We start from the raw sequence: 15,568 nt of genomic DNA, 5'->3' as shown, positions 1-15,568 counted from the left end.
AATGGGGTGCATGAGCGACAGTCCAGCCCCCCTCGCCGACCCGCACCTCCTCTTCGACGCCGCGGCCGGCCGCCGGGACATCGTCATCCTCGGGTCGACCGGGTCCATCGGCACCCAGGCCATCGACCTCGCCCTGCGCAACCCGGACCGGTTCCGGGTCACCGCGCTGTCCGCCGCCGGCGGGCGCGTCGACCTGCTGGCCGAGCAGGCCCGCAAGCTCCGGGTCCGGACCGTGGCCGTCGCCCGCGAGGACGCCGTACCGGCCCTGAAGGAGGCGCTGGGCGAGCAGTACGGCGCCGGCGAACCGCTGCCCGAGATCCTGGCCGGTCCCGACGCGGCCGCCGAACTCGCCGCCTCCGACTGCCACACCGTCCTGAACGGCATCACCGGCTCCATCGGCCTCGCCCCCACCCTCGCGGCGCTGCGGGCGGGCCGCACCCTGGCCCTGGCCAACAAGGAGTCGCTGATCGTCGGCGGCCCGCTGGTCAAGGCCCTCGCGGAGCCCGGGCAGATCATTCCCGTGGACTCCGAGCACGCGGCCCTCTTCCAGGCCCTCGCCGCCGGCACCCGCGCGGACGTCCGCAAGCTCGTGGTCACCGCGTCTGGCGGGCCCTTCCGCGGCCGCACCCGCGCCGAGCTGGCCTCGGTCACCGTCGAGGACGCCCTCGCGCACCCCACCTGGGCCATGGGACCGGTCATCACCGTGAACTCGGCGACCCTGGTCAACAAGGGGCTGGAGGTCATCGAGGCGCACCTGCTCTACGACATCCCCTTCGACCGCATCGAGGTCGTGGTCCACCCCCAGTCCTACGTGCACTCCATGGTCGAGTTCACGGACGGCTCCACCCTCGCCCAGGCCACCCCGCCGGACATGCGCGGCCCCATCGCGATCGGCCTCGGCTGGCCCCAGCGGGTCCCGGACGCCTCCCGTTCCTTCGACTGGACCAAGGCCTCCACCTGGGAGTTCTTCCCGCTCGACACCGAGGCCTTCCCCTCGGTCGGCCTCGCCCGGCACGTCGGCACCCTGGGCGGAACCGCCCCCGCCGTCTTCAACGCGGCGAACGAGGAGTGCGTGGACGCCTTCCTGGCCGGTCGGCTGCCGTTCACAGCAATCATGGATACCGTCTCCACAGTGGTCGACGAGCACGGAACGCCCACGTCGGGAACCTCCCTGACGGTGGCGGACGTCCTCGAAGCGGAGACCTGGGCCAGGGCCCGGGCACAGGAGATGGCGGCGCGGGCCGCCGTGGAGGCGGGCGCATGACCTTGCTGCTGACCCTGACGGGCGTGCTCGTCTTCGTCGTCGGGCTGCTGTTCTCGATCGCCTGGCACGAGCTCGGCCACCTCTCCACGGCCAAGCTCTTCGGCATCCGCGTGCCCCAGTACATGGTCGGCTTCGGCAAGACCATCTGGTCCCGCAAGAAGGGCGAGACCGAGTACGGGATCAAGGCCATCCCGATGGGCGGCTACATCCGCATGATCGGGATGTTCCCGCCCGGCGAGGACGGCAAGGTCACCGCCCGCTCCACCTCGCCCTTCCGTTCGATGATCGAGGACGCCCGCTCGGCGGCCTACGAGGAGCTCCAGCCCGGCGACGAGACGCGGCTCTTCTACACGCGCAAGCCCTGGAAGCGCGTGATCGTGATGTTCGCGGGCCCCTTCATGAACCTGGTGCTCGCCCTCGCGATCTTCTTCGGCGTGTGGATGACCTTCGGCATCAACCGGACCACCACCCAGATCGCGAGCGTCTCGCCCTGCGTCATCCAGCAGAGCGAGAAGCGCGACGTCTGCAAGGACGGCGACCCGGTGGCCCCGGCGAAGAAGGCCGGCCTGCGGGCGGACGACCGGATCGTCGCCTTCAACGGCAAGAAGGTGGCCGACTGGTCCGCCCTCCAGAAGCGGATCCGCGACACCGTGGGCCCCGCCACCGTCACCGTCGTGCGCGACGGGCAGCAGCTCGGCATCCCCGTCGACCTGATCGCGAACCAGGTCGCCAAGACCGACGGCCACGGCGGCTACGTCAAGGGCCAGTACGTCACCGCCGGCTGGCTCGGCTTCAGCCCGAAGAGCGAGATCGCCGCCCTGTCCTTCGGCGAGTCCGTCGACCACATGGCCGAGATCGTCGACAGCAGCGTCCAGGGCCTCCTCAAGCTCCCCGCCAAGATCCCCGCCCTCTGGAACGCGGCCTTCAGCGGCGGCGAGCGCGAGGCCGACTCCCCGATGGGCATCGTCGGCGCGGCCCGGATGAGCGGCGACATCGCCGCCCTGGACCTGCCCAGCGAGCAGAAGATGTCGATCCTGCTCAACGTCCTGGGCATGTTCAACCTCTCGCTGTTCCTGTTCAACATGCTGCCCCTGCTGCCCCTGGACGGCGGCCACATCGCCGGCGCCCTGTGGGAGTCCCTGCGCCGCACCGTGGCCAAGGTGTTCCGGCGCGCCGACCCCGGCCCCTTCGACGTGGCGAAGCTGATGCCCGCCGCGTACGTGGTCGCCGGCGTCTTCGTCTGCTTCACCCTGCTGGTGCTCGTCGCGGACGTGGTCAACCCCATCAAGATCACCTAGCCGTACGGGCACCACCCCAGCGGCGACCGGAGCCGGGCACGCATCGTGCCCGGCTCCCTACGTTCGGGTGGCGCCACCCCCTCGGATGCAAGGGGCGCGCGCTGCTTGGCGTAACCTCGAAGGCTGGAGCCCGCCGATCTCGGGACCTCGATCCACACCTTGGGGTTGCACAGCAGATGACTGCCATCTCTCTCGGAATGCCGTCCGTGCCGACGAAGCTTGCCGACCGCCGGGTCAGCCGCAAGATCCAGGTCGGTTCCGTGGCCGTCGGCGGCGACGCACCCGTCTCGGTGCAGTCGATGACCACGACCCGCACCTCCGACATCGGCGCCACCCTCCAGCAGATCGCCGAGCTGACCGCCTCCGGCTGCCAGATCGTCCGTGTCGCCTGCCCGACGCAGGACGACGCCGACGCGCTGGCCGTCATCGCGAAGAAGTCGCAGATCCCGGTCATCGCCGACATCCACTTCCAGCCCAAGTACGTGTTCGCCGCGATCGACGCCGGCTGCGCCGCCGTCCGCGTCAACCCGGGCAACATCAAGCAGTTCGACGACAAGGTCAAGGAGATCGCGTACGCCGCCAGGGAGGCGGGCACGCCGATCCGCATCGGCGTCAACGCCGGCTCCCTCGACGCGCGCCTGCTGAAGAAGTACGGCAAGGCCACCCCCGAGGCGCTCGTCGAGTCCGCGCTGTGGGAGGCCTCCCTCTTCGAGGAGCACGGCTTCGGCGACATCAAGATCTCGGTCAAGCACAACGACCCGGTCGTCATGGTCAACGCCTACCGCCAGCTCGCCGCCCAGTGCGACTACCCGCTGCACCTCGGCGTGACCGAGGCCGGCCCCGCCTTCCAGGGCACCATCAAGTCCGCCGTCGCCTTCGGCGCGCTGCTCTCCGAGGGCATCGGCGACACCATCCGCGTCTCCCTCTCCGCCCCGCCGGTCGAGGAGGTCAAGGTCGGCAACCAGATCCTGGAGTCGCTGAACCTCAAGCCGCGCCGCCTGGAGATCGTCTCCTGCCCCTCCTGCGGCCGCGCCCAGGTCGACGTCTACAAGCTGGCCGAGGAGGTCACGGCGGGCCTGGACGGCATGACCGTCCCGCTGCGCGTCGCCGTCATGGGCTGCGTCGTCAACGGTCCCGGCGAGGCCCGCGAGGCCGACCTCGGCGTCGCCTCCGGCAACGGCAAGGGCCAGATCTTCGTCAAGGGCGAGGTCATCAAGACCGTCCCCGAGTCCAAGATCGTGGAGACCCTCATCGAAGAGGCGCTGAAGATCGCCGAGCAGATGGAGAAGGACGGCGTCGCCTCCGGCGAGCCCAGCGTCGCCATCGGCGTCTGATCCGGACCCCTCCCGCGAGGCCCTTTCCAGGCCCTCCACCAGGAACTCACCCGGCCCCGTCCGCGCAGCTCGCGGCCGGGGCCGGGCCCTTTTCGTGACCTGCGGGACCAGGCGTGCGCAGGTTGCGGCGGGTACAGTGCGGAGATCAGCAGACTTGCACGGTGAGGCCCCAGTGTTGACGCAGACCACTACCAGGGTCCTTGAGCCCAGTGATCTCGACGCCGCGCTCGCCATCCTCGGACGCGAGCCGGTCGAGAACGCCTTCGTCACCTCCCGGGTCCAGGTCGCCGGACTCGACCCGTGGCGCCTGGGCGGAGAGATGTGGGGCTGGTACGCCGAAGGCGAGCTCCGCTCCATGTGCTACGCCGGAGCCAACCTGGTCCCCGTCTGCGCCGGCCCCGACGCCGTACGCGCCTTCGCCGACCGGGCCCGCCGCACCGGCCGCCGGTGCTCCTCCATCGTCGGCCCCGCCGCGCCCACCCGGCTGCTGTGGCAGCTCCTGGAGCCCAGCTGGGGCCCGGCCCGCGACGTCCGCGCCCACCAGCCGCTCATGGTCACCGAGCGGCCGTCCGCCGAGATCCCGGCCGACCCCATGGTCCGCCGGATCCGCAAGGACGAGATGGACATGATCATGCCCGCCTGCGTGGCCATGTTCACCGAGGAGGTCGGCATCTCGCCGCTCGCCGGGGACGGCGGACTGCTCTACCAGGCGCGCGTCGCCGAGCTCGTCGGCAGCGGCCGCTCCTTCGCCCGCGTCGAGAACGGCAAGGTCGTCTTCAAGGCCGAGATCGGCGCCGCCACCGCCGACGCCTGCCAGGTCCAGGGCGTGTGGGTGGCCCCCGAATTCCGCGGCCGCGGGCACTCCGAGACCGGCATGGCCGCCGTGGTCGAGTACGCCCTGCGCGACGTGGCCCCCGTGGTCAGCCTCTACGTCAACGACTTCAACACCGCGGCCCGCGCCGCCTACCGCCGGGTGGGCTTCCGCGAGGTCGGCGCGTTCATGAGCGTCCTGTTCTGACCTGCCGGAGCGGGCGGCCGGTTTCGTCCGCGAAGCCGTACCGGAGCAGCCCTACCCCGAAGTAAGGTCGCCGCATGCTGCCTACTTCCCCGGGCGACGACGCCGTACGGCCCGCCGGACTCCGCATCGGGCACCTCGACCTGGCCGGCCGGGTGGACGAAGCCCTGCGCGTCCAGGCCGTCGCCTTCGGGCTCAGCGAGGAGGAGGTCGGCATCCGGCGCTACATCGTCCAGCGCCACATGACCTGCCCCGGCGCCCGCGCGCTCGGCGCCTTCACCGACGACGGGGCCCTCGCGGGCTTCGTCTACGGCATGCCCAACGACCGCGGCCACTGGTGGTCCACCATCGTCGAGCCCTACCTGCGGGCCGGCGGCACCGAGCACTGGCTCGACCACTCCTTCGTCATCACCGAACTGCACGTCCACCCCGGCTTCCAGGGCCGCGGCGTCGGCCGCGCCCTCATCACCCGGATCACCGACGGCGCCGCCGAGCCCCGCTCGATCCTCTCCGCCATCGACACCGACAGCCCCGCCCGGAGGCTCTACGCGGCCCTCGGCTACCGGGACCTGGCCCGGAAGGTCCACTTCCCGAGCGCGAGCCTGCCGTACGCGGTCATGGGCGCCCCGCTGCCGCTGCTCAGGCCCCCGCACGCGCACTGAAAAACGGGTTTCCGGGCCCGGCACGGCCCCCGGTAGCCTCCCGTCATGTCCACTCACCACGTGCAGCGCATGTCCCGCCTCATGGCCAAGACCCTCCGCGAGGACCCGGCCGACGCCGAAACCCTCAGCCACCGCCTCCTGGTCCGGGCCGGCTACGTCCGGCGCAGCTCCGCCGGTGTGTGGACCTGGCTGCCGCTCGGCAAGAAGGTCCTGGACAACGTCTCGCGCATCGTCCGCGTGGAGATGGACGCGATCGGCGCGCAGGAGGTACTGCTGCCGGCGCTGCTGCCGAAGGAGCCCTACGAGGTCAGCGGCCGCTGGTCGGAGTACGGGGACCTGCTGTTCCGGCTGAAGGACCGCAAGGGCGCCGACTACCTCCTCGGCCCCACCCACGAGGAGATCTTCACCCTCGTGGTGAAGGACCAGTGCACGTCCTACAAGGACCTGCCCGTCATGCTCTACCAGATCCAGACGAAGTACCGGGACGAGGCCCGGCCCCGCTCCGGGGTGCTGCGCGGCCGCGAGTTCCAGATGAAGGACTCGTACTCCTTCGACGTGTCGGACGAGGGGCTCGCCGAGTCCTACCGGCTGCACCGCGAGGCGTACGTGCGCATCTTCGAGCGCCTCGGCCTGGACCACCGGATCGTGTCGGCGGTGTCGGGCGCGATGGGCGGCTCGGCGTCGGAGGAGTTCCTCGCGCCGGCCGGCGCCGGCGAGGACACCTTCGCCGACTGCCCCTCCTGCGACTACGCGGCGAACACGGAGGCCGTCACCTTCGCCCTGAAGCCCGCCGGGGACGCCGGGGACGCCGAGCACGCTCCCCTGGAGGAGATCCCGACCCCCGACACCCCCACCATCGAGACCCTCGCCGCGCACCTCGGCGTGCCGGCCTCCGCGACCCTGAAGAACCTGCTGGTCAAGGTGGACGGCGAGATCACCGCCATCGGCGTGCCGGGGGACCGCGAGGTGGACCTCGGCAAGCTCGGGGAGCACCTGGCCCCGGCGGTGGTGGAGCTGGTGACGGCGGAGGACTTCGCGGACCGGCCCGACCTGGTACGCGGCTACGTGGGCCCGCAGGGCCTGGAGAAGGTCACCTACCTCGCCGACCCGCGCGTGGCGCCGGGGACGGCGTGGGTGACGGGCGCCAACAAGGCCGACACGCACGCCCGGAACGTGGTCTGCGGCCGGGACTTCGAGGTGGACCGGTACCTGGACGTGGTCGTCGTCGAGCCCGGAGACCCCTGCCCGTCCTGCGGGGCGGGCCTGAAGCTGGACCGGGCCATCGAGATCGGGCACATCTTCCAGCTGGGCCGCAAGTACGCCGACGCCTTCGGGCTGGACGTCCTCGGCAAGGAGGGCAAGCCGGTCCGGGTCACCATGGGCTCCTACGGCATCGGCGTCTCCCGCGCGGTGGCCGCACTGGCCGAGCAGACGGCCGACGAGCGTGGCCTGCGCTGGCCCGCGGCGGTGGCGCCGGCCGACGTCCACGTGGTGGCGGCGGGCAAGGCGGTGCCGCTCGCGCTCGCGGAGGAGGCCGCGGCCGCCCTGGCCGCGGCGGGACGGCGGGTCCTGCTGGACGACCGCCCGGGGCTGTCGCCGGGCGTCAAGCTGACGGACGCGGAGCTGATCGGAGTGCCGTGGATCCTGGTGGCGGGCCGCCGCTCCGCCGAGGGCGTCGTCGAGCTCCAGGACCGCACCGCCGGCACCCGCGAGGAACTCCCCCTGACGGAGGCCCTGGCCCGGCTGGGCTAGGGCGTGTCTCTCGGATCGGACCGGGCCCCCGGCGGCGCTACGCCGCCGGGGGCTCCGCCGGCGGCGGGGCCGGTTCGGCGGCGGGAGCGACGGGCGTCGCGCGTTCCAGGAAGCGCAGGAGCTCCACCGGGAAGGGCAGGACCAGGGTGGAGTTCTTCTCCGCCGCCACCGCGATCACCGTCTGCAGCAGGCGCAGCTGGAGGGCGGCGGGCTGGTCGGACATGACGGCGGCGGCTTCGGCCAGCTTGTGCGAGGCCTGGAGCTCCGCGTCCGCGTTGATCACCCGGGCCCGCCGCTCCCGGTCGGCCTCCGCCTGGCGGGCCATCGACCGCTTCATCGTCTCCGGGAGCGATACGTCCTTGATCTCCACGCGGTCGATCTGGACGCCCCAGCCCATCGCCGGGCTGTCGATCATGAGTTCCAGGCCCTGGTTGAGCTTCTCGCGGTTCGAGAGGAGGTCGTCCAGGTCGCTCTTGCCGATGATCGAGCGCAGCGAGGTCTGCGCCATCTGGGAGACGGCGAAACGGTAGTCCTCCACCGCGATGATCGCGCTCGCAGGGTCGACCACCTTGAAGTAGACGACCGCGTCCACCCGGACCGTGACGTTGTCCCTGGTGATGCCCTCCTGCGCCGGCACCGGGAGGGTGACGATCTGGAGGTTCACCTTGTGGAGGCGGTCGGCCACCGGGAGGATCATCGTGAACCCCGGCGGGCGGACGCCCTCCCGCAGCCGGCCGAAGCGAAAGACCACGCCGCGCTCGTACTGCTTCACCACCCGGGCGGCCGCACCCAGGTAGACCGCGACGCCCGTGGCGGCGGCGATTCCCGCTGTCAGCAGTTCCTCGACCATGACGGCCCCCTGCCGGACACATGCCTTCTATGGTGTTATGCCCTCACAGCCAGGCCGCGAACTCCAGCAGCAGCTCCGCGTCCCGCCGCCGTCCGGCGGCCAGGGCCCGGACGCCCGACTCCGCCGCCCGGAACACCGTCCAGCCCCGCAGCCGCTCCCGGTCCACCTCCAGCGAGTCGGCGAGCTTGTTCACCCGCCGCCGCGCCCCGGCCGCCCCCGCCGAGGCCGCCATCTGGTCCTCCAGCCGGTCCCGCACCAGCCGGGCCAGGTCGTAGGCCCGCTCGCCGACCAGCGGCTCCGGGCCCACCGCCAGCCACGGGGCGCGTTCGGCCGCCAGCACCTTGCCCTGCCGGAAGTTTCCGTGCAGGAGGAGGGCTTCGGGGGGCGCGGCCGTCAGCTCGTCGCGGAGGGCGAGGGCCGTGCCGACGAGCGCCCGCGCCTCCTGCGGGGCCGAACGCAGCAGCGCGCACTGGGCCGCGGTGCGCTCGGCCACCGTGTCGAAGGGGTGGTCCTGCGGCGGGCCCACCCACAGCCGGCGCAGCGTGCCGCAGGCCTCCAGCAGGGCCTTGGCGTCGGGCAGCGAACGCAGCGACACGTCCGGGTGCAGCCGCTCCAGCAGCAGTGCCCCGTCCTCCTCGTGGTGGCGCGAGTCGAGGACCCGTACGGCCCCGAAGCCGCCCCAGTGGGCGAGCGCGGCCAGCTCCCGGCCGGGGGCGGCCCCCGGCGGCGCCAGCTTCAGGGCGGCCGGGGTGCCGTCGGGGTAGCGGACCAGCAGCACCACGCTGCTGCGCCCGCCCGGGGCCTGGACCCGCTGGGCCGTGACGTCCCGCCGCTTCAGCGCCTCCTCGGCGAGCTCGGGCACGCGCCCCAGCCACTCCGTGTCCCGCTCGGTCGGTGGCAGCTCGCCGAGCGCCCGTACGAGCCGCTGCGGCGGTTCGAAAGCCATGCGTGCCTGGTCCCTTTCAGCTGGTACGGGCCGCCTGTGCGCGTTCCGTGAGCCCAGGGAAGGCTACGCCGACACCGCGCCAGCGTGCCGCGCGCACGGCCGCCGCGCTCAGCGCGTCAGCCGCCTCGCGGCGCAACTGGCCGTCCGCCGACCGCACCAGATCGGAGTACGCGCCCGCCACCCGGTCCTCGATCACGGCGGCCAGCCGCTCGGAGTCGGCCGGGGTGCGCACCTCGAAGGGCAGGACGTACGCGGCCTCGGCGGGCTGCGGCGCGCCGCCCAGCTCCCGGACGGTCCGGGTCAGCCGGTCGCGGCGGGCCAGGTGGTGGCCGTACGCCTCCCGGGCCTCGTTCGCCCGGGAGGGCGCGATGCGCGCGCCGATCACCCCGTACCCGTACGCGGCGGCGTGCTCGGCGGCCAGCGCGGCCTGGGCGGCCCGCAGGGGGCCGCCGGCGGGAGAGGGCGAGGGCTTCACGAGGCGGCTCCCGGGGTCGAGGTGAGCAGGTAGGCGTGGACGGCCCCGCAGGCCGCCACCGAGGCGAGCATCCGGGCCAGCTCCCCGGGGGCGCCGGCCAGGGCGATGGTCCGGGCCTCCGACAGGTCCCGCTCCGCGTCCGCGAGCGCGCTCAGGGCCTCGGCGGGCTGCGCCGGGACCGGCACCTCGCGCGCCGCCGGAGCGCCGGGAGCGGGTGCCGCGGCGCCGGACCCGGACGGGGAGGGCGGCCCCGGGCGGGGGGACGGCTTCCCGGCCGCGGGGTCGGCTGAGGCCAGGGCCGTCGTGTGTGCCGCGACGGCGGCGCGCAGCGGCCCGAGGCGCTCGGCGAGCCCGGGATGGGCCGCCAGGGTGGCGTCGTAACGTTCCAGCAGCCGCTCGCTGTCACGAACGGCGCCCTCCCGCATCCGCCGGTCGAGTGCGACCGCGCTGTCGGCGCCGGGCGCGTCACCGCCACCGGCGCACCCGGTGAGCAGCACGGCCCCGGTCGCACCGGCGGCTCCGGCGAGCAGGCTCCTTCGGGAGGGCGAGGGCCTCAAGGGCGTGGTCCAGGGCACGGCGGCGTCCTCGGGGGTGATGGCGGGGCAGGGTGTGATCACGGTACCCGGGGGTCCCGTCCGCAGCGCGGACGGCAACACCCTCCGCGACCGGATACCCTTTGACCTGACACGACGGAAAACCACAACAGCACACGCGGCCGAGGAGTCACCCGGATGAGCACCACCCAGAGCGACAGGCTGCGCGGACTGCTGGAGCCGCTCGTCGCCGCCAAGGGCCTGGACCTCGAGGACATCGAGCTTTCCAAGGCGGGCAAGCGCCGGATGCTGCGCATCATCGTGGATTCCGATGAGGGTGTCGACCTGGACGAATGTGCCGAGCTGAGCCGTGAGATCTCCGACCGGCTCGACGAGTCCGACGTGATGGGCGAGGACGAGTACAACCTCGAAGTCAGCTCCCCGGGCGCGGACCGCCCGCTCAGCGAACACCGTCACTACGTTCGGGCGACGGGCCGCCTCGTGAAGTTTCAGCTGTCCGCCGGGGGTGAAAAGGGTGCCGGGGAACTGGTCGCCCGCATCCTCGGCGTCGACGACGAGGGCATGGACCTCGAAGTCCCGGGTGTGAAGGGCCGCAAGGCGACCGCCCGTCGTATCGCATTCACCGACATCGCCAAGGCGCGAGTCGAGATCGAGTTCAGCCGCAAGGACAAGAAGGAAGAGGAGGCGTAGCCGTGGACATCGACATGAGTGCCCTGCGGGGTCTGGTCCGGGAGAAGGAGATCTCCTTCGACCTGCTCGTCGAGGCGATCGAGTCGGCCCTCCTCATCGCGTACCACCGCACCGAGGGCAGCTTCCGGCGCGCCCGTGTCGTGCTCGACCGCACCAACGGTCACGTGGTCGTGTGGGCGACCGAGGACCCGAGGGACCTCGAAGAGGGACAGGAGCCCAAGGAGTTCGACGACACCCCGTCGGACTTCGGGCGGATCGCCGCGACGACCGCCAAGCAGGTCATCCTCCAGCGTCTGCGCGACGCCGAGGACGACCTGACCTTCGGCGAGTTCGCCGGCCGCGAGGGCGACGTCATCACCGGCGTCGTCCAGCAGGGCAAGGACCCCAAGAACGTCCTCGTCGACATCGGCAAGCTGGAGGCCATCCTGCCGGTGCAGGAGCAGGTCCCCGGCGAGGAGTACACGCACGGCCTCCGTCTGAAGACGTACGTCGTACGGGTGGCGAAGGGTGTCCGCGGTCCGTCCGTGACCCTGTCGCGGACCCACCCCAACCTGGTGAAGAAGCTCTTCGCGCTGGAGGTCCCGGAGATCGCCGACGGCAGCGTCGAGATCTCCGCGATCGCCCGCGAGGCCGGCCACCGCACCAAGATCGCCGTCCGGTCCACCCGCTCGGGCCTCAACCCGAAGGGCGCCTGCATCGGCCCGATGGGCGCCCGTGTGCGCAACGTGATGGCCGAGCTGCACGGCGAGAAGATCGACATCGTCGACTGGTCGGACGACCCGGCGGAGATGGTCGCGAACGCGCTGTCACCCGCCCGGGTGAGCAAGGTCGAGGTCGTCGACTGGGACTCGCGCTCCGCCCGGGTGACCGTGCCCGACTACCAGCTGTCGCTGGCGATCGGCAAGGAGGGGCAGAACGCCCGCCTCGCCGCCCGCCTCACCGGCTGGCGCATCGACATCCGGCCCGACACCGAGGTGCCCGCCGACGCGGACGCCGGTGCCTGACCGGGAATAAACCGCTACCGGCCGGGGGTTCCCGGCCGGTAGACAGGTACTCCGGCACCGCCGGAGCACCTCGGAAACGACGACGACATCCGTTCGATTTTTCACCTGAAGGGGTGAGGTCGGTACGGGGAGGTAGACTTAGGCGTGTCTGGCCGGACGCAAGCCCGCGCATGCCCCGAACGCACCTGTGTGGGGTGCCGGGAGCGAGCGGCCAAGAGCGATCTGCTGCGGATCGTGGCGATCGGGGACGAATGCGTCCCCGATCCTCGCGGTACGCTGCCCGGCCGGGGTGCGTACGTGCACCCTGCCGTGGTCTGCCTCGACCAGGCGGTCCGCCGCCGGGCGTTCCCCCGGGCCCTCAGGTCCGCCGGAGCGCTCGACACGGAGGAACTGCGCAAAGCCCTGGCCGTACCGGCCGAGGCGACACCGTAAGAAGAAGTACGGCACGGACATCCCGTGCGGTCAGGTACCTCGCGAGTTGGAAGTAGGTCGAGATTGCGATGAGCACTCGATGAGTACGCGATGAGTACGCCCATGAAGTAGCGACGGTCCGGCGTAACCCGGACCTAAAAGGAGCGAAGTGGCTAAGGTCCGGGTATACGAACTCGCCAAGGAGTTCGGGGTGGAGAGCAAGGTCGTCATGGCCAAGCTCCAAGAACTCGGTGAATTCGTCCGTTCGGCGTCCTCGACGATCGAGGCGCCGGTTGTACGCAAGTTGACTGACGCACTGCAGGGGCCCGGCGGCAACGCCGGCAAGTCCGCTGCGAAGCCCGGCGCGCCCCGCAAGGCCGCGCCCGCCAAGCCCGCAGCGCCCTCCCCGGCCGCTGCGGCACGTCCTGCTGCCCCGAAGCCCGGTGTGCCGGCGGCCCCCAAGCCCGCCGCAGCCGAGGCCCCCGCGGTCAGCGCCCCGGTGACTCCGGCCACTCCCGGCCCGCGTCCCGGTCCCAAGGCTCCCGCCCCGAAGCCCGCTCCGGCGGCTCCCGTGGCGACCGAGTTCTCCGCGCCTCCGGCGGCCCCGGCCGCCCCGGCGCGTCCCGCCGCGTCCCCCGGCCCGCGTCCGGCGCAGCAGCGCCCGGCCGGCCCGGGTCAGGGTGCCCGTCCCGGCGCCCCGCGCCCGGCCGGTGCCACCCCCGGCGCCCAGGCCCCCCGCCCCGGCGGCGGTGGCCAGGCCCCGCGTCCGCAGGGCGCCCGTCCGGCCGGTCCCCGTCCGGGCAACAACCCCTTCACCTCCGGCGGCTCGACCGGCATGGCGCGCCCGCAGGCGCCCCGTCCGGCCGGCGCTCCCCGTCCCGGTGCCCCCGGCGCCGGCGGCCAGGGTGCCCCGCGTCCGCAGGCCGGCCCCGGCGGCGCCCCGCGTCCGCAGGGTCCCGGCGGCGCCCGCCCCACCCCGGGCGGCATGCCCCGTCCGCAGGGCGGCGCCCCGCGTCCGGGTGGTGCTCCCGGTGGTAACCGTCCGAACCCGGGCATGATGCCGCAGCGTCCCGCTGCCGGTGGTCCCGGTCCGCGTCCCGGCGGCGGCCCCGGCGGCCGTGGCCCCGGTGCGGGTGGCCCGCGTCCCGGTGGCGCCGGTCGTCCCGGCGGCGGCTTCGCCGGCCGTCCGGCCGGTCCGGGCTCGCGTCCGGCCGGCGGCGGCTTCGGTGGCCCGCGTCCGGGTGGCGGCGGCTTCGGCGGCGGCCCGGCCGGTGCCGGTGGCGGCGGTCGTCCCGGCTTCGGTGGCCGTCCCGGCGGTCCCGGTGCCCGTGGTGGCACGCAGGGCGCCTTCGGTCGTCCCGGCGGTCCGGCCCGTCGCGGCCGCAAGTCCAAGCGCCAGCGTCGCCAGGAGTACGAGGCCATGCAGGCCCCGTCCGTCGGCGGCGTGATGCTGCCGCGCGGTGGCGGCGAGACCGTGCGCCTGTCGCGCGGTGCCTCCCTCACCGACTTCGCGGAGAAGATCAACGCCAACCCGGCGTCGCTCGTCGCCGTGATGATGAACCTCGGCGAGATGGTCACTGCCACGCAGTCCGTCTCCGACGAGACCCTCCAGCTCCTCGCCGACGAGATGAACTACACCGTTCAGATCGTCAGCCCGGAGGAAGAGGACCGCGAGCTCCTCGAGGGCTTCGACATCGAGTTCGGCGAGGACGAGGGCGGCGAGGAGTTCCTGCTCCCGCGTCCGCCGGTCGTCACCGTCATGGGTCACGTCGACCACGGTAAGACCCGACTGCTCGACGCCATCCGCAAGACGAACGTCGTCGCGGGCGAGGCCGGCGGCATCACCCAGGGCATCGGTGCCTACCAGGTGGGCACCGAGGTCAACGGCGAAGACCGCAAGATCACCTTCATCGACACCCCGGGTCACGAGGCGTTCACCGCCATGCGTGCCCGTGGTGCGAAGTCGACCGACATCGCGATCCTCGTGGTCGCGGCCAACGACGGCGTCATGCCGCAGACGATCGAGGCGCTCAACCACGCCAAGGCCGCCGGCGTCCCGATCGTCGTCGCGGTCAACAAGATCGACGTCGAGGGTGCCGACCCGGTCAAGGTGCGCGGTCAGCTCACCGAGTTCGGTCTGGTTGCCGAGGAGTACGGCGGCGACACGATGTTCGTCGACATCTCCGCCAAGCAGGGTCTGCACATCGACTCCCTGCTGGAGGCCGTCGTCCTCACCGCCGACGCCTCGCTCGACCTGCGTGCCAACCCGGAGCAGGACGCTCAGGGTATTGCGATCGAGTCCCACCTCGACCGCGGCCGCGGTGCCGTCGCCACCGTCCTCGTCCAGCGCGGTACCCTCCGCGTCGGCGACACGATGGTCGTGGGCGACGCCTACGGCCGAGTGCGCGCCATGCTCGACGACAAGGGCAACAACATCGAGGAAGCGGGTCCGTCGACCCCCGTCCTGGTCCTGGGTCTCACCAACGTCCCCGGCGCCGGCGACAACTTCCTCGTCGTCGACGAGGACCGCACCGCCCGTCAGATCGCCGAGAAGCGTGCTGCGCGCGAGCGCAACGCCAACTTCGCCAAGCGCGTCCGTCGCGTGTCCCTCGAGGACCTCGACTCCGTGCTCAAGGCCGGTCTGGTCCAGGAACTCAACCTCATCATCAAGGGCGACTCGTCCGGTGCGGTCGAGGCCCTGGAGTCCTCGCTGCTCCAGCTCGACGTCGGCGAAGAGGTCGACATCCGCGTCCTGCACCGCGGTGTGGGTGCGGTCACCGAGTCCGACATCTCGCTGGCGATGGGCTCCGACGCCATCGTCATCGGCTACAACGTCCGCGCTGTCGGCCGTGCCGCGCAGATGGCGGACCGCGAGGGCGTCGACGTCCGGTACTACTCGGTGATCTACCAGGCCATCGAGGAGATCGAGGCGGCCCTCAAGGGTCTGCTCAAGCCGGAGTACGAAGAGGTCGAGCTCGGTACGGCGGAGGTCCGCGAGATCTTCCGCTCGTCCAAGCTGGGCAACATCGCCGGTGTCCTCATCCGCTCCGGCGAGGTCAAGCGCAACACCAAGGCGCGGCTCCTGCGCGATGGCAAGGTCATCGCCGAGAACCTCACCATCTCCGGTCTGCGCCGCTTCAAGGACGACGTCACCGAGATCCGCGAAGGCTTCGAGGGCGGTATCAACCTCGGCTCCTTCAACGACATCAAGATCGACGACGTCATCGCGACGTACGAGATGCGCGAGAAGCCCCGCGCGTAAGCGCGAGGCGGTTCGTACCGTGTCGTAACACCGGGGCCGGTCGGCGGAATA

General features: G+C 72.3%; 14 protein-coding genes. 10 read left to right on the top strand and 4 right to left on the bottom strand.

Annotated elements, in window-relative coordinates; genetic code table 11:
* The first annotated feature begins 1 nt into the window (after position 1).
* The 6 genes from dxr to ACZ597_RS00165 all read left to right on the top strand — a co-directional run bounded on the left by dxr (position 2) and on the right by ACZ597_RS00165 (position 7,325).
* The gene (dxr, locus tag ACZ597_RS00190) at positions 2-1,264 is read left to right on the top strand and encodes a 1-deoxy-D-xylulose-5-phosphate reductoisomerase (protein WP_471322922.1); all 1,263 of its coding nucleotides are present in this window, start codon (positions 2-4) and stop codon (positions 1,262-1,264) included.
* Positions 1,261-2,562 carry a M50 family metallopeptidase gene (locus tag ACZ597_RS00185; protein ID WP_471322919.1) on the top strand — a complete coding sequence of 434 codons (1,302 nt, stop codon included), beginning with the start codon at positions 1,261-1,263 and terminating at the stop codon, positions 2,560-2,562. Before dxr ends, ACZ597_RS00185 begins: the two co-directional genes overlap by 4 nt.
* Before the next feature lie 176 nt (positions 2,563-2,738).
* Positions 2,739-3,896 carry a flavodoxin-dependent (E)-4-hydroxy-3-methylbut-2-enyl-diphosphate synthase gene (gene ispG / locus ACZ597_RS00180; protein ID WP_471322918.1) on the top strand — a complete coding sequence of 386 codons (1,158 nt, stop codon included), beginning with the start codon at positions 2,739-2,741 and terminating at the stop codon, positions 3,894-3,896.
* Between the two features lie 172 nt (positions 3,897-4,068).
* A complete protein-coding gene (locus tag ACZ597_RS00175) occupies positions 4,069-4,914 on the top strand; it encodes a GNAT family N-acetyltransferase (protein WP_471322915.1) in 846 nt (281 codons plus the stop codon).
* A gap of 77 nt (positions 4,915-4,991) precedes the next feature.
* Positions 4,992-5,573 carry a GNAT family N-acetyltransferase gene (locus tag ACZ597_RS00170; protein ID WP_471325034.1) on the top strand — a complete coding sequence of 194 codons (582 nt, stop codon included), beginning with the start codon at positions 4,992-4,994 and terminating at the stop codon, positions 5,571-5,573.
* Between the two features lie 45 nt (positions 5,574-5,618).
* Positions 5,619-7,325 (top strand): proline--tRNA ligase, encoded by a 1,707-nt coding sequence (locus tag ACZ597_RS00165; protein WP_471322913.1) that lies wholly within the window; start codon positions 5,619-5,621, stop codon positions 7,323-7,325.
* 37 nt (positions 7,326-7,362) lie between these two features.
* Here the strand turns inward: ACZ597_RS00165 and ACZ597_RS00160 are convergent, their stop codons facing one another.
* Genes ACZ597_RS00160 through ACZ597_RS00145 form a run of 4 tightly spaced genes read right to left on the bottom strand, consistent with a single transcriptional unit; the run spans position 7,363 to position 10,213 of the window.
* Positions 7,363-8,175 carry a slipin family protein gene (locus tag ACZ597_RS00160; protein ID WP_471322910.1) on the bottom strand — a complete coding sequence of 271 codons (813 nt, stop codon included), beginning with the start codon at positions 8,173-8,175 and terminating at the stop codon, positions 7,363-7,365.
* A 43-nt stretch (positions 8,176-8,218) separates the two neighbouring features.
* Positions 8,219-9,121 (bottom strand): aminoglycoside phosphotransferase family protein, encoded by a 903-nt coding sequence (locus ACZ597_RS00155; protein ID WP_471322907.1) that lies wholly within the window; start codon positions 9,119-9,121, stop codon positions 8,219-8,221.
* Positions 9,122-9,137: 16 nt separating this feature from the next.
* On the bottom strand, positions 9,138-9,596 hold the full coding sequence (locus ACZ597_RS00150) for a ferritin-like domain-containing protein (RefSeq protein WP_471322904.1): 459 nt from the start codon (positions 9,594-9,596) through the stop codon (positions 9,138-9,140).
* The gene (locus ACZ597_RS00145; RefSeq protein ID WP_471322902.1) at positions 9,593-10,213 is read right to left on the bottom strand and encodes a hypothetical protein; all 621 of its coding nucleotides are present in this window, start codon (positions 10,211-10,213) and stop codon (positions 9,593-9,595) included. The genes ACZ597_RS00150 and ACZ597_RS00145 overlap by 4 nt, the downstream gene beginning before the upstream one ends.
* A 114-nt stretch (positions 10,214-10,327) precedes the next feature.
* On the opposite strand from ACZ597_RS00145, the gene rimP reads away from it, so the two are divergent.
* From rimP to infB, 4 genes are all read left to right on the top strand, one after another.
* Positions 10,328-10,840, top strand: a complete 513-nt coding sequence (gene rimP / locus ACZ597_RS00140; RefSeq protein WP_471322900.1) for a ribosome maturation factor RimP — start codon at positions 10,328-10,330, stop codon at positions 10,838-10,840.
* A gap of 2 nt (positions 10,841-10,842) precedes the next feature.
* Positions 10,843-11,844 carry a transcription termination factor NusA gene (gene nusA / locus ACZ597_RS00135; RefSeq protein ID WP_405978333.1) on the top strand — a complete coding sequence of 334 codons (1,002 nt, stop codon included), beginning with the start codon at positions 10,843-10,845 and terminating at the stop codon, positions 11,842-11,844.
* 144 nt (positions 11,845-11,988) lie between these two features.
* A complete protein-coding gene (locus ACZ597_RS00130) occupies positions 11,989-12,276 on the top strand; it encodes a YlxR family protein (protein ID WP_471322896.1) in 288 nt (95 codons plus the stop codon).
* 148 nt (positions 12,277-12,424) lie between these two features.
* A complete protein-coding gene (gene infB / locus ACZ597_RS00125) occupies positions 12,425-15,517 on the top strand; it encodes a translation initiation factor IF-2 (RefSeq protein WP_471322893.1) in 3,093 nt (1,030 codons plus the stop codon).
* The last annotated feature ends 51 nt before the right edge of the window (positions 15,518-15,568 follow it).

It is taken from the genome of Streptomyces sp. NPDC040718, from assembly GCF_055593565.1.
Note: the sequence above shows the minus strand (reverse complement) of the source record. Positions and strands in the feature narration are given on the sequence as shown.